The following is a 17,508-nucleotide window of genomic DNA, read 5'->3' on the forward strand; positions in this document are numbered from 1 at the left end:
ACATCAGAAAAACTCCCATCATTGTAGCAGTAGAAGTTTTTGTTTTATCTACTGTCTACTATGATGGGAGCATATCATTGGGCAGCTGGCTTTTGTTTTTGTAATAATAAATGTGTTAATTTATAATTAGGTAGGTTTTATAATAATAGGGATGATCCGCTAATCATGAGGAGGATACCTGACGGATGAATATTGCATTTTTCTTGCTGCCAAAACATGAGGTTGTTTGTCTGAATGAACAGTCAACTCTTCGTCAAACCTTAGAGCGCATGGAGCATCACCGGTTTACCTCAGTGCCTATCATTAATGATAATGGGGAATATGTGGGTACGGTAACCGAAGGTGATCTGTTATGGCATATGAAGAATTCGAATGGTGCAATTAATTTTGAGAACGCTTCGAAATTTTTACTTAAAGAAGTGGAACTTAATAAGCTGATAAGATCAGTAAGAATTGATTCTAACATGGAAGATCTTATCAAATTGGCTAAGGTTCAGAACTTCGTACCCGTAGTTGATGACCGGAATCGATTCATAGGAATTGTACGGCGCAGCCAGATTATTGAATATTGCGAGCAGTTCGTAACGAAAGCGATGGACGTTCATTAAGTATGTTATAATGGGGAATAACGCACTTTTACAGAAAGGTGTGACAATCGAGGATGCACAAAGAGATGGATTTAGCGAAGCGTGCCAAAGTCATCGAATGGTTGAAGACCGAAGTGATGGACTATGCAGCACGCCTCTTCAGGTCTCTGTGGGAAGGCAGCACCACGAAAGTCGTTGACAGCTTAGCGAGCCTAATTGTAAGCAGTTATGTATTAGGCCGACGCGTAGGCATTTCCTATCGGGAATTAGACGACAGCATCCAAGACAAATTGCAGCGCTCCATACAGGAAGGACATCAGCTGGAAGAATGGTACCAGGACCTGTCTAAGCTGGATGAACATTTACGCAAGAGGTGAAATAGTTTGAATAAACGCTTGATTTCGATAGCATGGGCAATAGCAGCAGTGGTGCTGTTATTATCGATCGGCAATCCTGTTCAGGTCATTACGATGAGCTTTATGGCGATTCCGTTCGTCATGCTATTTACGACGCAGTCGATCAAGTCGTTCGCGATTCACGTCGTGGCGCTGTTGATCGTCGTCTTTTTCTTAGCCGGGACATTTGGTTCTGCGGTTGTGCTGGCTTCGATATATTTTATAATTCCAGGTATCGTCATGGGCTATATGTTTAAGCGCAATCGTTCTGGATGGAACGCATTCACTGCAGGGACCATTGCATTTTTAGCAGAATCATTGGTGCTGTTGGCGATTGGAACACTTGTCTTTGATTTGGACATTGTTGAGTTTCTCAGAAGCCAAATTCAATTGAGCATGGATAAACTGCAGCAAGCAGGGGGCATTACACCTGACAAAGCAGGGAACTTGGTAGATGCGCTTGTGATTACGCTCAATAAGATGATCCCAGTTATGCTGATCATGAGCTCGATCTATATGGGAGCTATTACGTATGCTATCAGCAACCGCTTATTAACGGCACAGGGTGTACAGGTTAATAAGATGAAGCCGATCAAGGACTGGATGCTTCCGAAGTCGTTCATCTGGTATTACTTGATTACGATTATCCTGCAGATGTTTGTAGGGGATTCACCAGGCAGCTTCTTGGTTGTGATCTTGCTTAACCTAATACCGCTTCTGCAGTTGGGCTTCGTGATACAAGGAATATCATTCTTGTTCTACATCGCTGACTTTAAGCGTTGGCCGAAGATAGTACCGGTGGCAATCCTTATTACATCACTGATTATTCCGTTTGCATATATACTGCTGCGAATAATCGGCATCATCGATATGGCATTTCCATTGCGGCAAATGGTATCAAGACCAAAACAATAGGGTGAGAGGATATGCCAAAATTGTGGTTCCAACGATGGTACGCTAAGCATACCATCTGGGCGCTTATATTTGTCTTGGGCCTGACGGTTGTACTGGCTTTCTACAACTGGATGATCGCAATCTTCGGTGTTCTCTGCTTGTCAGTGCTGCTTGTCATTACATTTACGGCAGAGCGTAATTTCCAACTTGAGTTGGAGAATTATCTGAATACGCTGGGGCATCGTATAAAGCTCGCCGGTGATGAAGCAGTTATAGAACTGCCGTACGGTATATTGCTCTATAGCGATCAACAGGTTGTGGAATGGCACAACCGCTATGTATCAGACATGCTGGAACAAGACAGTGCAGCAGGGATTAAGCTGGGTGAACTGTTTCCGAAGCTGGATCTGCAGTTGCATGCACCGACGGGTTCAGGTAAAGACAACCATAACGTCGTTGAGCTTAAAATAGGCGAGCGCACAATAAGAGCGCAGGTTGTTGCCGAGGAACGATTAATTTATTTTACAGATAGTTCAGAGATGACAGCGCTGCGAACTCGATATGAGCAGGAACGGATGGCCGTGGGTATCGTGGTGCTGGATAATCTGGAGGAGTCGACGCAGGGGCTGGATGATCAGCAGCGGGCAGCGCTGCTCGCTCGTGTGACCAGCCATCTGACGGAATGGGCGGCAGGCAATGGCATTCTGATGAAGCGTCTATCCTCCGAACGACAGTTCATGGTGATGGACGTTCAGACGCTTCATGCGCTCGAGCAGACCCGATTCGTTATTCTCGACGAAGTGCGCGAGATGACGATGGACAACAAGCTGCCCGTAACCTTGAGTATGGGGTTCGCAGCGGATGTGGAGTCCATCGTTGAGCTTGGACAGATGGCACAGTCCAGCTTGGACATCGCGCTCGGTCGAGGCGGCGATCAGGTCGCTGTGCGCGTAGGCCAGCGCCTGTCCTTCTACGGCGGCAAGACGAACGCCGTAGAGAAGCGCACAAGAGTGCGCGCGCGCGTCATTGCGCACGCGTTGCGGGATTTCATTCGCCAGAGCGATCGCGTGCTCATTATGGGCCATCGGAATCCGGATACGGATTCGATCGGTGCCGCGATCGGCGTGTTGAATGCATGCCGCATGTTAGAGGTGGATGCCTATATCGTGCTGGAGGAGAGCAATCCATCCATCGATCGCCTGGTGGCGATGATCAGCAAGGATGAGCTCTTATGGTCACGATTCATCACACGCCACGAAGCGATCGAGATGGCAAGCGAGGACAGCCTCGTTGTCGTTGTCGACACGCACAAGGCCTCGATGGTTGAGGAGCCGCGGCTTCTGCAGGCTACCAGCCGCATTGTGCTCATCGACCACCATCGCAGAGGAGAGGAATTCATCTCGAATGCGGTGCTTATCTATCTAGAGCCATATGCATCATCAGCATGTGAGCTAGTGACCGAGCTGCTGCAGTATATCCATAACCGTCTGCATCTCAGCGTGCTGGAGGCCACTGTCATGCTGGCGGGGATGACGGTGGATACGAAGCATTTCTCGCTCCGAACAGGCTCAAGGACCTTCGATGCGGCGAGCTTCCTACGCCGTCATGGTGCCGATCCCGTTCTTGTGCAGAAGCTGTTGAAAGAGGACTTTGAGGAGTATATTCAGAAGGCGGAAGTAATCCGCCATACCCAAATGATATATGATCATGTAGCGATCGCGGTGACCGAGCCTGGGCGAAAATATTCTCAGTTGCTCATTGCTCAGGTAGCTGATACGCTATTAACTATGACAGGAGTACTAGCTTCGTTCGTTATCAGCGAGCGTTCAGACGGATATATCGGCATTAGTGCCCGTTCACTTGGGCAGATGAATGTGCAGGTCGTCATGGAGCGCCTAGGCGGCGGCGGTCATCTAACGAACGCCGCAGTACAGCTGACATGCTCCCTCGAGGAAGCAGAGACGCAACTGAAGCAAGTGCTAGCCGAAATTGATGCAGAAGAGGGGTTGTTCGAATGAAAGTCATCCTATTGCAAGATGTCAAAGGTCAAGGTAAAAAAGGACAGATTAAGGAAGTATCCGAAGGTTACGCTGCTAACTTCCTTATCCCGCGCGGCTTAGGTCGTCCTGCGACCGAAGGCAACGTGAAGACACTCGAACAGCAGCATAAGTCCGAGGCGAAGCGCAAAGAGCAGGAGAAGCTTGACGCGGAAGCGCTGGCGGCTAAGCTTGCTGAGACGACGGTGGAAGTGAAGACGAAGGCCGGTGAGAACGGTCGTTTATTCGGTGCTATCACGACGAAGCAGATCGCTGAGGCATTGGTTCATCTGAATTTGAAGATTGATAAACGCAAGATTGAGCTGTCAGAGCCGATCCGTGCGCTTGGATATACGAATGTCACAATAAAGATTCATCCTGAGGTGCGTGCGACCGTGAAGGTACATGTAACGGAGGAATAAGATGAGCGACATGTTTGTCGATCGCGTGCCCCCGCAGAATCTGGAGGCAGAGCAGGCGGTTCTCGGGGCGATCCTGATCCATGCGGAAGCGCTAATTACCGCGATGGAGCGGGTTCAACCGGAGGATTTCTATAATCCTGCACATCAGTTTATATTTGAAGCGATGATCGATCTGGCAGAAGAAGGCCAGCCGATTGACTTGGTAACGTTGGCGGCTAAGCTGCAAGTGAAGCAGCAGTTGGATGAAGTAGGCAGCGTCTCATATCTGATGAAGCTTGCCAACGCAGTGCCAACTGCCGCCAATGTGGACTACTACGCTCAGATCATCGAAGAGAAATCGATGATGCGTCGGCTTATTCGGACAGCCACACAGATCGTAAGCGAAGGATATACCGCTGAGGAAGATATCGGTGCGCTGCTAAGCGATGCGGAACGCCGCATATTGGAGATCTCCAACCGCCGATCATCGAGCGGATTCATCGCGATCAAGGACGTCCTGATGGAGGTATTCGACAGGATCGAGACCTTGAACGAGAATCAAGGGACGACAACCGGGATTCCGTCAGGGTTCATCGATCTGGATAAGATGACGGCCGGCTTCCAGCGAAACGACTTGATCATCGTTGCGGCGCGTCCTTCCGTTGGTAAGACCGCCTTCGCGTTGAATATTGCGCAGAATGTAGGCGTACGTGCCAAGGAAACCGTCGCGATCTTCAGTCTCGAGATGTCCGCCGCTCAGCTCGTACAGCGTATGATCTGTGCGGAATCCAACGTAGATGCGACAAGGCTGCGTACCGGGGCGCTGGAGGATGATGACTGGGAGAAGCTGACGATGTCGATTGCCTCATTGTCGGAAGCCCAGATCTTCATCGATGACACGCCAGGTATTACCGTCGCGGATATTCGCGCGAAGTGCCGTCGCTTGAAGAAGGAACATGGGTTGGGTATGATCCTGATCGACTACCTGCAGCTGATTCATGGCCGAGGCAAGGCAGGGGAGAACAGACAGCAGGAAGTATCCGAGATCTCGCGTACATTGAAGATGATTGCGCGTGAGCTCGAAGTTCCCGTTATCGCATTGTCCCAGTTAAGCCGGGGTGTTGAGCAGCGTCAGGATAAGCGTCCGATGATGTCCGACTTGCGGGAATCCGGTTCGATCGAGCAGGATGCCGATATCGTCGCCTTCCTGTACCGCGATGATTACTACAATCAAGACACGGAGAAGAAGAACATCATTGAGATCATTATTGCAAAACAGCGTAATGGTCCCGTAGGTACAGTTGAACTGGTGTTCCTCAAAAATTTCAATAAATTTGTCAGCTACGACCGGAATCATGGCGATCCGCATGCGGGATAATGATAATAGGGCTTCAAGCCACATTATATATCCCGTGACGGATGGCGTATGAATCCGGTCTTTTTTTACTTTTTGTTTTACTGAATGTACCATTTCGCAAAATAGTCATGCAATGTTACCAGCCAATAAACATAAATCTCATAAGTATCCGAACGTTAAGGATTGGGAGATAAAAAATGTTCGCTATTTAATTGACTTTGCTCATTAAGGCTGATACACTGTGATAGCTGCATTTTACCCAAAGGCAGTCAAATTTGGTGTGTAAACACCCGATGGGGGTAGAGATTATGTCTACAGTAGTAGTTGTAGGAACCCAATGGGGCGACGAAGGAAAAGGCAAAATTACTGACTTTCTCGCTGAGAGCGCAGACGTCGTAGCTCGTTATCAAGGCGGTAACAATGCGGGCCACACAATAATAATCGACGATAAGAAATATAAGCTTCATCTGATACCATCCGGTATCTTCTATGAGAGCAAGCTGTGCGTCATCGGAAACGGTATGGTAATTAATCCGAAGGCGCTTATTGAAGAGATTGAATATATTCACGAGAACGGCTTTAATACGGATAATTTGCGTATCAGCGACCGCGCTCATATCATCTTGCCATACCATATGGTATTGGATGAGCTGGAAGAAGAGCGCAAAGGTCCGAATAAGATCGGTACGACTCGCAAGGGGATCGGCCCTGCTTATATGGACAAAGCAGCGCGCATCGGTATCCGCATCGCGGATCTGATGGATGCCGAAGAATTCGAGAAGAAGCTTCGTCACCTCGTCGTACAGAAGAATGAACTGATCGAGATGTATAACGGCGAGGCACTGGATGTCGAAGAGATGCTGCAGCAGTACCTTGAGTATGCTGAATTCATCCGTCCGTATGTAGCTGATACATCTGTTGTGTTGAACGATGCGATCGACAACAGCGAGAAAGTGCTGTTCGAAGGCGCTCAAGGCGTTATGCTCGATATCGACCAAGGTACGTATCCGTACGTTACTTCGTCGAATCCGACTGCGGGCGGCGTCTGCATCGGCTCCGGCGTCGGTCCTTCTAAGATTGAAGAAGTTATCGGTGTAGCGAAATCTTACACAACTCGTGTTGGCGATGGCCCATTCCCGACGGAGCTTGATAACGAAGTTGGACACTTTATTCGTGAAGCAGGGCATGAATACGGCACGACAACAGGACGCCCGCGTCGTGTAGGCTGGTTCGACAGTGTCGTGGTACGCCATGCACGCCGTGTCAGCGGAATCACGGGCTTGTCCTTGAACTCGCTGGACGTATTGACAGGTCTTGAGACCGTTAAGATCTGTACTTCTTACAAGTATCATGACGAAGTTATCGAACATTACCCAGCGAACCTGAAGATGCTGGCTGAATGCGAAGCGATCTACGAAGAAATGCCGGGCTGGTCGGAAGATATCTCGAAGTGCAAGACACTGGAGGATCTGCCTGAAACGACTCGCAACTACGTGAAGCGCGTATCGGAACTGACAGGTATTCCGATCTCGATCTTCTCCGTTGGCCGCAATCGTGAGCAAACGAACCAAGTTCGTCCGATCTATCGTTAATCTAGAATAGGAACGCCCTTCTCGAAACACGCATATGCGGTTGTTTCGGGAAGGGCGTTTTTGGCTTTAAGATAGACCGTTATGCATGGAATGATGCTGGTGCGGGCATACTAAGAAGTAATTTGCGTACGCACGTAAGGTCAGCAGCAGGGGAAGCGTCTGACACAACTTGTGCAAGTGCGGCAGGAAGGAGGCGTGACATATGCGTTGGTACATAAGGATAGTTAGGACGGTTGTTGTCATTGCGGCAGTCAGCGTCATTTCGAGCCTGTTGACGATTGGGACGACGGCTCTTGTAGTAGATGGATATATCCAGACAGCCTTGCAGCAGTTCAATGTTCCGATCAAGCGGGAACCGATGACGGCGGTCACGTTATGGAGTTCATTGTGGAAAGGGACTGCATCAAAGCAGGAGAAGCAGGAGCAAGGGAGTAAAGCTAAACTGAATCCGACAGGCATTGGACAAGCCGTGACACCGGGAGCGGGAGAGGAAAGATTGGGTGGATCACGGCATGAGTCCGAAACGTCGGGTTCAGCAGGATCGACGGAATCTCCAGGTGCTTCTCAAGGTTCGGAGCAAGATACGGAGTCTAAGCCTACAGGGGATGATGCTCTTCCTGTATGGGGCTCCATATCGGAAGAAGCGGGCGGTATCGATCAGCAGGAAGAGGTCATCGTGACCCCAGAAGCTCTAAAGGACAGCAAGGAGCAGTTGCCTGCCAATGCGAAGGATGAGATATTCCGAACGCTGTTGCAGAAGCTCCCGCAGGAGGATTGGCAGCGAATATCGACGTTGATGGAAGGCGGCTTGACGTCTTCGGAGTTATCGGAAGTAGAACAGATTCTAGCAAAGCATCTCAATGACGAAGAGTATAAGAAGATGCGTGATGTGTTAGCTGGCTCCAAAGCAGGGCAAGACTCGACAACACCAGGCGCTTAATTTTAAGATCATATGAATTGCGATAGGCTGCCAATAGGCAGTCTATTATTTTGTCTATTTTTAAAGCGTTTTCACGTCTGGTAGTTGCAACCGTTAGTTTTAGTATGATACATTATAAAAGGTAACAAAATATTAATCTTTATCAGTTTATATGAAGATAGGGAGAATATCATGGATCATAATCTAAACGAGGAACGGAATGAGAGCGAGCCAACATCAATGTGGCAGAAGCTCACTGCGGCATGGCGCTCAGAAGAGAAGCCGGCTGCTATGAAGCGCTGGGTATATGAATCTCGCAAACAGCTGCTCCTGTCAGTTGGAGGCGCAGCCGTATTAACAGCTGCGATCTGGGGCGGAACAGCATATGTACAGGCTAATACATTTCCATACTTACAAGTATATAACGGTGAACAATTCATTGGCGAGATCGCTAGCGCGGAACAGTTAGACGCACTCTATGATGCGAAGTTGAAGGAAGTACAAGCAGATAATCCGAATGCTATCATGAAAATAGACACATCAGCCATCCATACAGTAGAAGATAAAGCGTTTAAAGCAGAGCCCGAAACAGTAGACACGTTGAAGAAGGTAGCTGAGGTTATCCCTAGCTATGCCGAAGGCGTAGAACTGAAAGTTGAAGGTAAGACAGTAGGTATCGTTAAGGATCAGGCTACAGCAGATAAGATACTCGCACAGATTAAGAATCAATACAATCCGGATCTGAATAAGAAACCAGCAGTTAAGACATTGTCTGCTACGAAGTCAGCCCAAACGACGAAGACGGTATCTCATGTCGAATCCGTATCGCTGCGCGAACGCGTTGCCACGGTGGAAACAGAGACTACCCCTGACAAAGTACTGACGCCAGAAGAGGCTATAATGTTGCTGACATCAGGTCATACAGAGAAAGAAACATATACCGTTCAGAAAGGTGATACGGTTAGTTCTATTATCGAGAAAATGAATGTTTCTCGTGAAACAATCTATCGCAACAACCCTGGTGTAGGTGAGGAGTATCTGAAAGTCGGGCAAGTTCTTGATATTACAGAACCTGATCCATTGGTAACGGTGAAGACGGTTGAGCGCTATACCGAATATGTAGTCACAGAGCCTCAGGTTGAGATTCGCGAGAATCCTGACATGCCTGCAGGTGAGAGCAAGGTAGTTCGAGAAGGCAAGCAAGGGCTGAAACGAATGACCTACCGTTTGATTAAGGACAACGGCATGCTGACGAAGGAAGAATGGATCGAGCAAGAAGTGGTTGAAGCACCTGTATCCAAGATCGTTATGAAGGGCACGAAGGTTGTAAACGGTGAGGGCTCAGGTTCATTTATATATCCAGTAAATAATGCAAGTCTGTCAAGCGGATACGGATCTCGTTGGGGCACAACTCATAAGGGACTTGATATGACTTCTTCGGACAAGACGATCTCAGCAGCAGATGAAGGTGTTATCGAGTATGCCGGCTGGAAGAATGGCTATGGCAACTGCATCATCGTCGATCATAACAACGGCTACAAGACGCTTTACGGTCATCTCAGCAAGATTACGGTGGAAGAGGGCCAGGTCGTAGAGCAGGGCGAACAGATTGGCATTATGGGCAGCACCGGCAACTCTACGGGAACGCATCTTCATTTTGAGATCCATAAGAATGGTGATGTCGTCAATCCTAGTAAATATTTATAAGCTTATAATCCTCTAATGCAATCATTTAATTTATATGGATACAACGGAAAGCGGATAGCCTTCGGGTTATTCGCTTTTTTGGCGTGGTTTCTTACTCCGATACGAACATTCTGTACCTTAGAGGAAAGTGCATAATAACGATAGCGACGGTATTGGTTTGCTTCTGACTATTGGGGCAAGTATGATACAATATAGTGGTTAAGAAGAGACGAAAGAGGTGGAGTTCATGTACGGCAAAATACTAGTTGTTGACGATGAACAGCCGATTGCAGATATACTGAAATTCAACTTGGAGAAAGAAGGCTATGAAGTCATTTGTGCATTTGACGGCGGGACAGCGGTTGAGCTGGCGTTGAAGGAGAAGCCTGACTTGATCTTGCTGGATCTCATGCTTCCGGTAAAGGATGGCATGGACGTATGCCGCGAGGTGCGTCAGCACTTGCAGATGCCGATCATTATGTTGACGGCCAAGGACACGGAGTTAGACAAGGTGCTGGGTCTTGAAATGGGGGCTGACGATTACGTCACGAAGCCATTCAGTACGCGCGAGCTGTTAGCGCGGGTTAAGGCCCATCTGCGTCGTCTGGCGAAAGTGACATCTAGCGAGCTAGCCTTAGCTGAAGATGAGAAACAAGGGGTTCGTCTTCATGAGCTGTTGATTGATACGGATATGTATATCGTTTATAAGAATGGTGAGCCGTTAGATTTGACACACCGTGAATTTGAGCTGCTGCATTATCTGGTGAAGAGCAGCGGCAAGGTCATGACGCGTGAGCATCTGCTGCAGGCGGTATGGGGCTATGAGTATTTTGGCGATGTGCGGACAGTGGATGTAACCATTCGCCGCCTGCGCGAGAAGATTGAGGATGATCCGAGCAAGCCGGAGTATATTATCACCCGCAGAGGTCTTGGCTATATGATGCGCAATCCGCGTAACGGAGGAATGTGATGGCTTGGATCAGCCGTTTCTTTCGTACGATCCAGGCCAAGTTGATCATTATCTATGTGCTGCTGATCTTAATCGCGATGCAGCTCATCGGGGTCTACTTCGTCAGTACGATGAAGAACACCTTAACCAACAATTTTACAGAAGATCTAGAGACTACCGCTAACTATGTGCTGCTAATGGCCGTTCAGAAGCTTAAGGGGGAAGTCGGCACTGAGGATGAAGATGTGATCGAGGACTTGAACATTTCACTTCAGAACCTGTTCAAGATGAACGGGGTCGAGATCCAAGTGCTTGATGCAACCGGCAAGATCCTCGCCACTTCGGTGCAATCCAATGCGAATATCATAGGCAAGAAGAACACCGAAACGGTAGTTAGCCGCGCCCTGCAGGGGATTCGCGAGAACGAAGAGGTCATTATCGATGAAAATAATGATCGCAAGCAAGTGCTCGCGCTGCCGATCACGGTCGAAAACAAGACGATCGGCGCGGTATATGCCGTCGGCTCTATGAATGAACTATATGCGACGATCAATGATATCAACCGCATCTTCTTATCGGGTATGGCTATCGCGCTTGGATTGACCGCTGTGCTTGGCATCATATTGGCTCATACGATCACACAACCGATCAAGGAGATCACGAAGCAGGCCACTAAAGTAGCGGAAGGCCACTATGACGGTCAGGTTACGGTGCATGGCAACGATGAGATCGGGCAATTGAGCGAAGCGTTCAATAATATGACGAAGCGGCTGCAGGAAGCGCTCAGCATGAACGAGGAAGAGAAGGAGAAGCTGACTTCGATTCTGACGAACATGAGCGACGGCGTAATCGCTTCTGACGATCAAGGACACATTATCGTCATGAATCGACGCGCGGGGCTGATGCTCGGCGTGAAAGGACAAGACTGGGAAGGTCGAGATATGACCGCTCTGCTGAATATCACCGCTGACGAGCTGAAGGAGCGCATGCAGGACAAGATCAATGGGATGCTGCTGCCGCTCAGTTCAAGAGTGGACGGTGAGGAAGGGCATGACACGATTCTGCGTGTTACCTTCACGCCGATTCATCGCCGTGGAGAGGGCATTACAGGGACAATCGTCGTCCTTCAGGACGTAACCGAGCAGGAGAAGCTGGATCAATCGCGGCGCGAATTCGTAGCGAACGTATCCCATGAGCTGCGTACGCCGCTCACGACGATTAAGAGCTATGCGGAAGCCTTGGATGACGGTGCGCTGGAAGAGCCTCAATTGGCGAGTCGATTTGTCGGTGTTATACAGAATGAAACCGAGCGCATGATCCGGCTAGTAACGGATCTGCTGCAGCTGTCACGGCTTGATTCGAAGCAAGCTAGGCTTCGTATGCAGCCAATGGATGTCGTAGAGCTGCTGGAGGAAGTAAAGGATCGCTTCTCCTTCCAATTCCGCAGCAAGCAGATCTATGCCGATGTAACGATAGATCCGCAGCTGCCGATGGTTGTTATGGATCGGGACCAGATTGATCAGGTATTGGACAATCTGGTGTCGAATGCGGTCAAGTACACGCCTGAACAGGGCGTTATTGAGCTGAGCGCAGTGTTGGCGGAGGATGGGAAGCACGTTGCGATAACGGTTCAGGACAACGGGATGGGTATTCCGAAGCAGGATCTGGAGCGGATATTTGAACGCTTCTATCGAGTGGATAAGGCACGCTCGCGCAGTATGGGCGGCACAGGGCTTGGACTATCGATTGCCCGGGAAATGGTAAGGGCGCACGGCGGTTCAATTCATATAGATTCGGAATGGAACGAAGGAACTTGCGTTACCTTTACGCTTCCAATAGATCCCGCACCCGTTCGGGTGAATGCGGAAGACAAGAGTGAGGGGGGCGTATAATGGAACGATTAAAGTCGATTGCACTTACCTTCCTTGTCGTACTCAGTCTTGTACAGAGCTTCTTCCTGACTTACAGCATGCCGAACTTTGATGGAGAGAAACGATCTGCCGGGGATTACGTCGTAACCGAACCGATGGGACCCGACGAGAAGATCGAGAACTTAATATACCCAGAGAAGATCGTTCTTCATATGGGCAATAACGAGCATACGTTGCTGGCTCCAGGAACGACTTTTTATAACATTATCTTGGATCGACTGCAGGGGCGATCTTATGATGGATTTAAGATGAAGCAGTCGACAACGATCGATTGGTCGTCCATACAGGCGAATTCTGAAGGCATCGAGCTTAAGTATAATTCGGCTGTCCCGGTAAAGCTGCTGCAGAAGGTGATGCCAATCGCAGATGACCCTCTCTTTCAGCAGGAAAGTGTGAGCAAGATGATGATCTATACGTCGGAAGAGGACAATGATGTGATCGTCTTGTTCCTGACCGCTGATGGGGAGCGGGTGTATGAGTCAACCGACGCAGACTTGACGGTACAGGATATCAAGCAGCAGGTTGAATTCGGGCGTGAATTGACGCCTTATCAGCTTGTCAACGGAGCATTCTACATTCCGAAGGAGCCGCTTGAGATGGTGGAGGTTAAGCTTCCATACACAAGTTATGCTCCGGAGCAGATGGTGAAGAGTTTGTTCTTTGACCCTGCATTGACGAAGATTATCCGTGAATCGGATGGATCAACCATCTATACGGATGGCAAGCGCGGCTTGCAGCTGCAGAGTAAACAGCACTGGATGACATATACGGATGCAACCGCTCCTACTGAGGGACCTAACGACTTGTCAGCTGATGTGTGGGAGGCTGTTAACTTCGTCAATAAGCATGGCGGATGGAACGGTCGCTATCGATTAGCGGAGATACCAGTCGATAAGGACACCGTATCTGGAAGCGGGTTTAAGATGTCTAATGATACCGAGACGACCCTGAAGTTCCAGCTGTACTGGGGTTCCTACCCGATCATATCCACGAAGGACTTCAAGTTTGGCTATGTGCAGGTGAAGCTTAAGCAAGGAATGGTTATGAATTATGAGCGTTCGCTGTTGCAGCTGGCGACTCATGCAGATGAGAAAGAGATTCACAAGCTTCCAGGTGGAGAGGTGTTAATCGAAGCGCTGCGATCTACGAACCGGATGAACTCGATTGCGGCGGTAGAGCCGGTATATGAACCGATTCTGATGGAAACGCAGATTCATTTGCGGCCGGTGTGGCAGGTTACATTTTACGATGGATCGACTCAGTTGTTGAGATTGTAATGTTGAAGCGGAGAGGAGGAGTTTCATGGATTGGAGTCGTGCGAAGAGCATCTTAATATACGCCTTTCTGCTCCTGAATATCGTGCTGGGCTATCAGCTGTGGCAGGATATAAGTGACCAGATGAATAAGGAGCTGGACTGGACGTCGCTCTCAGAGGAGACGCGCAAGATTATGGATGTGAAGCAGATTAGCGTTACCGCTAGTATTCCGTCGGAGACTCCTTCCCTGCGTGAGATTACGTATCGCATGATAGATAAGGACGTCGATCTCATTCCGATGAAGGAGCCGGTGGAGAGCAAGGTGCTGTTCATGACGAAGCGGGATACGATTCAGGAGATGGAGGACGAGATTCCGCATATCGAGATGTATCAGCATGATGAGGCTCTTAGTGGAGACGGGGTATTCATTATGCATCAGCAGATGGTGAATGGGCTGCCGTTATTTGAAGTGAATCTGGAGCTGTATTCTGAGAATCAGATGATTAAAGCATACCGTCAGCAGTACGCTGAGATCGAGAATTCGAAGACTTCCGAGGACCAGAAGATACTGCCGGCTTCCAAAGCCCTTGATACGGTCATTGAGAAGCATCTAGCTCCTAACTCCGTTGTGACGGATGTGAAGCTGGGTTATCACGGCCAAGTATTTGACACGGATACGCAGGTGGCTGCGCCGTCTTGGCGGCTGCTGTTGGAAAATGGGGATGTCTATTATATGAATGCAATAAACGGCGCGGTTGAGCACGTGCCAGCAGGGAAGAAGGAGAAGTAATGAGTCTACGCTTTACGGTACTATCGAGCGGTTCTACTGGCAATGCGACGGTTATAAAAAATGATGATACGACGTTGATGATAGATGTAGGGTTAAGCGGCAAGCGGACAGAACAGCTGCTGCAGGAGCAAGGATTGTCCGGCGCTGATATTGACGGCATACTCGTAACGCATGAGCATTCCGATCATATCAAAGGGATGGGCGCGTTCGCGCGCAAGCATAAGGTGCCGATCTATGCGAATGAGAAGACATGGGAAGCTCTCGACAAGCATATAGGCCAGATTGTGGAAGAGAATCGGATCGTGATGCAAACGGGAGAGGCTCGAGACTTCGGGGATCTGCGCGTTGAGTCTGTCGGCATCTCGCATGATGCCGCAGAGCCGGTCGCATACACGTTCCGTGAAGGCGAGACGAAGCTGAGTGTAGCAACCGACCTCGGATATATGAGTGACAAGGTGCGCGATGCGATTATAGATTCGGATGTGCTCGTACTGGAATCCAACCATGACGTTGAGATGCTGCGCATGGGCCGATATCCATGGAACATTAAGCGCCGTATACTCGGTGATGAAGGTCACTTGTCGAACGAAGCCGCAGGCGAAGCGCTGTGTGATGTGATGACGGGTAATACTCGTCGAGTCTATCTGGCGCATCTAAGTCGAGAGCATAATCAACAAGACTTGGCTCGTATGACGGTGCAAAATGTGATGGAGGACCGTGGACATTTCTTCAAGGAATCGGAATTCCAGCTGTATGATACGTATTTTGATAAGCCTACCGCTTGGGATACGGTGAATGTGAAGGCTCCCGTGCGGCGGTAATAACCGAAGGCGGCTTCGTACTGCCGCCCTACTCGGCGCAAGCGATATAGGAATCAAGCTCCGCAGCTTTCCGCGATATATCCTCTTGCTCTAGTATTCCTTTCTCCACTAGCAGTTCCATTAGTGTAGATACAGCTAAGGTCAAACGGTAGTGATCATGCTTCAGATCAGCTAGCTTGCCGATCAGATCGATGTCGACCCAGTTGGGTGAGTTCGAAGTCATAGTTGATCGCTCCTTCTATTAGGTTTATTTTCATATTGTTCGCGGTTCATAGTTTACTTATGATAGAATATGTACAGTTCATATCGTCTATGACACATTGATAGAATTTACTTTAAGATAGAAGCTGCCTGGTATATTCAGTTATGGTTCGTTTATCCGGTCTGTTGTCCATGGTATATTTCAATAGATTGGTTCATAGACTCGTCATATGCGCTGTTCATTAGTGTTGACCGTTTGAATGGTTCCCATTCCTGTTTCTATAAGGGTAGAAGACATTCATATAAGGGTAATGGAGCAACCGGAGAGGCATGAGTGCCGCCGTAAGAGGGAGTGATGGTGCGGATGGGTTTGTTTGATGATGATTTCTATTCGCCGAAGATTGGCAGAAACAGTAGCCGTTCCTGGATATCAAGCAAGCGTCTGCCTCGTTTACGTATTCCAAGATGGCGCGGTGGGCCGCGTCTGGATCGTAAGCGCAAAGGGCTGTCAACGATACAAGTTGCGGTAATTAGTTCTGTCGTTACGTCGATATTGACAATTATGGTATTTGGATGGCTTGTAGCTCCTGGTGCTGTGCGAACAGCTGCTGCGGTTAATGAACAGGTCGCGAATGATCCTTATGAACGAATCGTGCAGGCCGCGGATAAGGTCAGTCCTACGGTTGTCAGCATTGTGAATAAGCAGAAGAGCCTCTTGGATGAGGAGAGCAAGCTAGCGGATGCAAGCTTGGGGTCCGGTGTGATCTATAAGCTGGAGAATGACGAAGCCTATGTGATGACGAATGAGCATGTGGTGGATGGCGCCGATCTTCTGGAAGTGGTGCTGCCCAATGGGCAACGTAAGAATGCCGAGCTTGTAGGCACAGATAAGATCACGGATCTTGCAGTATTGAAAATGGATGGCGCCGGTGTCACGGAAGTGGCCGAGATCGGTGATTCTCATAAATTGCGGCGAGGAGAAACGGTCATCGCGATCGGCAATCCGCTTGGACTCGGGGATTCGTTGACCGCCGGTATCGTTGGATATACGAATCGAATGATCCCTGTTTCCCTGAATCAAGATGGAGTGTACGATTGGGAACAGAGCGTTATTCAGACAGATGCCGCTATTAATGAAGGCAACAGCGGCGGTGCCCTGGTGAATCTTGACGGTGAGGTTATCGGAATCAATACGATGAAGATATCGATGACGGGTGTAGAAGGTATCGGATTCGCGATTCCGTCGCATATTGTGAAGCCTGTGGTGGATGAGCTGGAGGCGAAGGGGAAGGTTGCGCGTCCTTACCTGGGTGTATACACGGTGGATCTGAACAATCCATATGCGCCAATCACGGATGAGCAGCGTCAGGAGCTGCAGCTACCAAGTACGCAGAAGGAAGGCGTCATCGTACTGGAAGCGTCGGGTCCTGCGAAGGAAAGCGGCTTGAAGCTGAACGATGTGATGGTAAAGTTCGATACTACGGATATCAACTCGACACTGGATATGCGCAAGTATCTGTATGAGCAGAAGAAGATCGGTGAAGAGATGAAGATATCCTTCTATCGAGATGGGAAGCTGATGACGACACAGGTGACGCTGGATGAGAAGCCGGAAGCATAAAAGAAGCCTTGTCATGCTTGATCATCTGTACCAAATGCGGTAGAGTGAAGAAGTAATGCGAAGTCGCTGCTA

16 protein-coding genes are annotated in these 17,508 nt (G+C 49.0%); 15 read left to right on the forward strand and 1 reads right to left on the reverse strand.

The window, feature by feature from the left end; all coding sequences use genetic code 11:
* The first annotated feature begins 185 nt into the window (after positions 1-185).
* From AC3WTP_RS00005 to AC3WTP_RS00070, 14 genes are all read left to right on the forward strand, one after another.
* A complete protein-coding gene (locus tag AC3WTP_RS00005) occupies positions 186-608 on the forward strand; it encodes a CBS domain-containing protein (protein WP_492392530.1) in 423 nt (140 codons plus the stop codon).
* Positions 609-661: 53 nt separating this feature from the next.
* Complete coding sequence (locus AC3WTP_RS00010) at positions 662-964, forward strand: MazG-like family protein (protein ID WP_492392531.1); 303 nt, start codon at positions 662-664, stop codon at positions 962-964.
* 6 nt (positions 965-970) lie between these two features.
* Entirely contained in the window at positions 971-1,897 is a 927-nt protein-coding gene (locus AC3WTP_RS00015; RefSeq protein WP_492392532.1) for a DUF2232 domain-containing protein, read from the forward strand.
* A gap of 11 nt (positions 1,898-1,908) precedes the next feature.
* Positions 1,909-3,894 carry a DHH family phosphoesterase gene (locus AC3WTP_RS00020; protein ID WP_492392533.1) on the forward strand — a complete coding sequence of 662 codons (1,986 nt, stop codon included), beginning with the start codon at positions 1,909-1,911 and terminating at the stop codon, positions 3,892-3,894.
* Positions 3,891-4,334 carry a 50S ribosomal protein L9 gene (gene rplI / locus AC3WTP_RS00025; RefSeq protein ID WP_492392534.1) on the forward strand — a complete coding sequence of 148 codons (444 nt, stop codon included), beginning with the start codon at positions 3,891-3,893 and terminating at the stop codon, positions 4,332-4,334. Before AC3WTP_RS00020 ends, rplI begins: the two co-directional genes overlap by 4 nt.
* 1 nt (position 4,335) lies before the next feature.
* Positions 4,336-5,691, forward strand: a complete 1,356-nt coding sequence (gene dnaB, locus AC3WTP_RS00030) for a replicative DNA helicase (protein ID WP_492392535.1) — start codon at positions 4,336-4,338, stop codon at positions 5,689-5,691.
* A 287-nt stretch (positions 5,692-5,978) separates the two neighbouring features.
* On the forward strand, positions 5,979-7,262 hold the full coding sequence (locus AC3WTP_RS00035; protein WP_492392536.1) for an adenylosuccinate synthase: 1,284 nt from the start codon (positions 5,979-5,981) through the stop codon (positions 7,260-7,262).
* A gap of 202 nt (positions 7,263-7,464) precedes the next feature.
* Positions 7,465-8,202: a spore coat protein gene (locus tag AC3WTP_RS00040; RefSeq protein WP_492392537.1), complete on the forward strand. Its 738-nt coding sequence runs from the start codon at positions 7,465-7,467 to the stop codon at positions 8,200-8,202.
* Positions 8,203-8,373: 171 nt separating this feature from the next.
* Positions 8,374-9,888, forward strand: a complete 1,515-nt coding sequence (locus tag AC3WTP_RS00045) for a peptidoglycan DD-metalloendopeptidase family protein (RefSeq protein WP_492392538.1) — start codon at positions 8,374-8,376, stop codon at positions 9,886-9,888.
* Positions 9,889-10,114: 226 nt separating this feature from the next.
* The gene (gene yycF / locus AC3WTP_RS00050) at positions 10,115-10,837 is read left to right on the forward strand and encodes a response regulator YycF (RefSeq protein ID WP_492392539.1); all 723 of its coding nucleotides are present in this window, start codon (positions 10,115-10,117) and stop codon (positions 10,835-10,837) included.
* Positions 10,837-12,708 carry a cell wall metabolism sensor histidine kinase WalK gene (gene walK, locus AC3WTP_RS00055; RefSeq protein ID WP_492392540.1) on the forward strand — a complete coding sequence of 624 codons (1,872 nt, stop codon included), beginning with the start codon at positions 10,837-10,839 and terminating at the stop codon, positions 12,706-12,708. The genes yycF and walK overlap by 1 nt, the downstream gene beginning before the upstream one ends.
* Positions 12,708-14,024, forward strand: coding sequence for a YycH family regulatory protein (locus AC3WTP_RS00060; RefSeq protein ID WP_492392541.1), 1,317 nt, complete (start codon positions 12,708-12,710; stop codon positions 14,022-14,024). Before walK ends, AC3WTP_RS00060 begins: the two co-directional genes overlap by 1 nt.
* Before the next feature lie 25 nt (positions 14,025-14,049).
* Positions 14,050-14,793, forward strand: a complete 744-nt coding sequence (gene yycI / locus AC3WTP_RS00065; RefSeq protein ID WP_492392542.1) for a two-component system regulatory protein YycI — start codon at positions 14,050-14,052, stop codon at positions 14,791-14,793.
* Positions 14,793-15,614 (forward strand): MBL fold metallo-hydrolase, encoded by an 822-nt coding sequence (locus AC3WTP_RS00070; protein ID WP_492392543.1) that lies wholly within the window; start codon positions 14,793-14,795, stop codon positions 15,612-15,614. Before yycI ends, AC3WTP_RS00070 begins: the two co-directional genes overlap by 1 nt.
* 28 nt (positions 15,615-15,642) lie before the next feature.
* On the opposite strand, the gene AC3WTP_RS00075 is transcribed toward AC3WTP_RS00070, so the two are convergent.
* Positions 15,643-15,837: a hypothetical protein gene (locus AC3WTP_RS00075; RefSeq protein ID WP_492392544.1), complete on the reverse strand. Its 195-nt coding sequence runs from the start codon at positions 15,835-15,837 to the stop codon at positions 15,643-15,645.
* 342 nt (positions 15,838-16,179) lie between these two features.
* On the opposite strand from AC3WTP_RS00075, the gene AC3WTP_RS00080 reads away from it, so the two are divergent.
* On the forward strand, positions 16,180-17,436 hold the full coding sequence (locus AC3WTP_RS00080; RefSeq protein WP_492392545.1) for a S1C family serine protease: 1,257 nt from the start codon (positions 16,180-16,182) through the stop codon (positions 17,434-17,436).
* The last annotated feature ends 72 nt before the right edge of the window (positions 17,437-17,508 follow it).

This window comes from Paenibacillus sp. EB106-04-04-XG159 (assembly GCF_058791835.1).

What these genes read in the sequence shown, in the direction of transcription:
- yycI (WP_492392542.1), top strand. Translation starts at nt 14,050, where the DNA reads ATGGATTGGAGTCGTGCGAAGAGCATCTTAATATACGCCTTTCTGCTC.
- AC3WTP_RS00080 (WP_492392545.1), top strand. Translation starts at nt 16,180, where the DNA reads ATGGGTTTGTTTGATGATGATTTCTATTCGCCGAAGATTGGCAGAAAC.
- AC3WTP_RS00040 (WP_492392537.1), top strand. Translation starts at nt 7,465, where the DNA reads ATGCGTTGGTACATAAGGATAGTTAGGACGGTTGTTGTCATTGCGGCA.
- AC3WTP_RS00020 (WP_492392533.1), top strand. Translation starts at nt 1,909, where the DNA reads ATGCCAAAATTGTGGTTCCAACGATGGTACGCTAAGCATACCATCTGG.
- AC3WTP_RS00070 (WP_492392543.1), top strand. Translation starts at nt 14,793, where the DNA reads ATGAGTCTACGCTTTACGGTACTATCGAGCGGTTCTACTGGCAATGCG.
- rplI (WP_492392534.1), top strand. Translation starts at nt 3,891, where the DNA reads ATGAAAGTCATCCTATTGCAAGATGTCAAAGGTCAAGGTAAAAAAGGA.
- AC3WTP_RS00005 (WP_492392530.1), top strand. Translation starts at nt 186, where the DNA reads ATGAATATTGCATTTTTCTTGCTGCCAAAACATGAGGTTGTTTGTCTG.
- walK (WP_492392540.1), top strand. Translation starts at nt 10,837, where the DNA reads ATGGCTTGGATCAGCCGTTTCTTTCGTACGATCCAGGCCAAGTTGATC.
- AC3WTP_RS00035 (WP_492392536.1), top strand. Translation starts at nt 5,979, where the DNA reads ATGTCTACAGTAGTAGTTGTAGGAACCCAATGGGGCGACGAAGGAAAA.
- yycF (WP_492392539.1), top strand. Translation starts at nt 10,115, where the DNA reads ATGTACGGCAAAATACTAGTTGTTGACGATGAACAGCCGATTGCAGAT.
- AC3WTP_RS00010 (WP_492392531.1), top strand. Translation starts at nt 662, where the DNA reads ATGCACAAAGAGATGGATTTAGCGAAGCGTGCCAAAGTCATCGAATGG.
- dnaB (WP_492392535.1), top strand. Translation starts at nt 4,336, where the DNA reads ATGAGCGACATGTTTGTCGATCGCGTGCCCCCGCAGAATCTGGAGGCA.
- AC3WTP_RS00075 (WP_492392544.1), bottom strand. Translation starts at nt 15,837, where the DNA reads ATGACTTCGAACTCACCCAACTGGGTCGACATCGATCTGATCGGCAAG.
- AC3WTP_RS00045 (WP_492392538.1), top strand. Translation starts at nt 8,374, where the DNA reads ATGGATCATAATCTAAACGAGGAACGGAATGAGAGCGAGCCAACATCA.
- AC3WTP_RS00060 (WP_492392541.1), top strand. Translation starts at nt 12,708, where the DNA reads ATGGAACGATTAAAGTCGATTGCACTTACCTTCCTTGTCGTACTCAGT.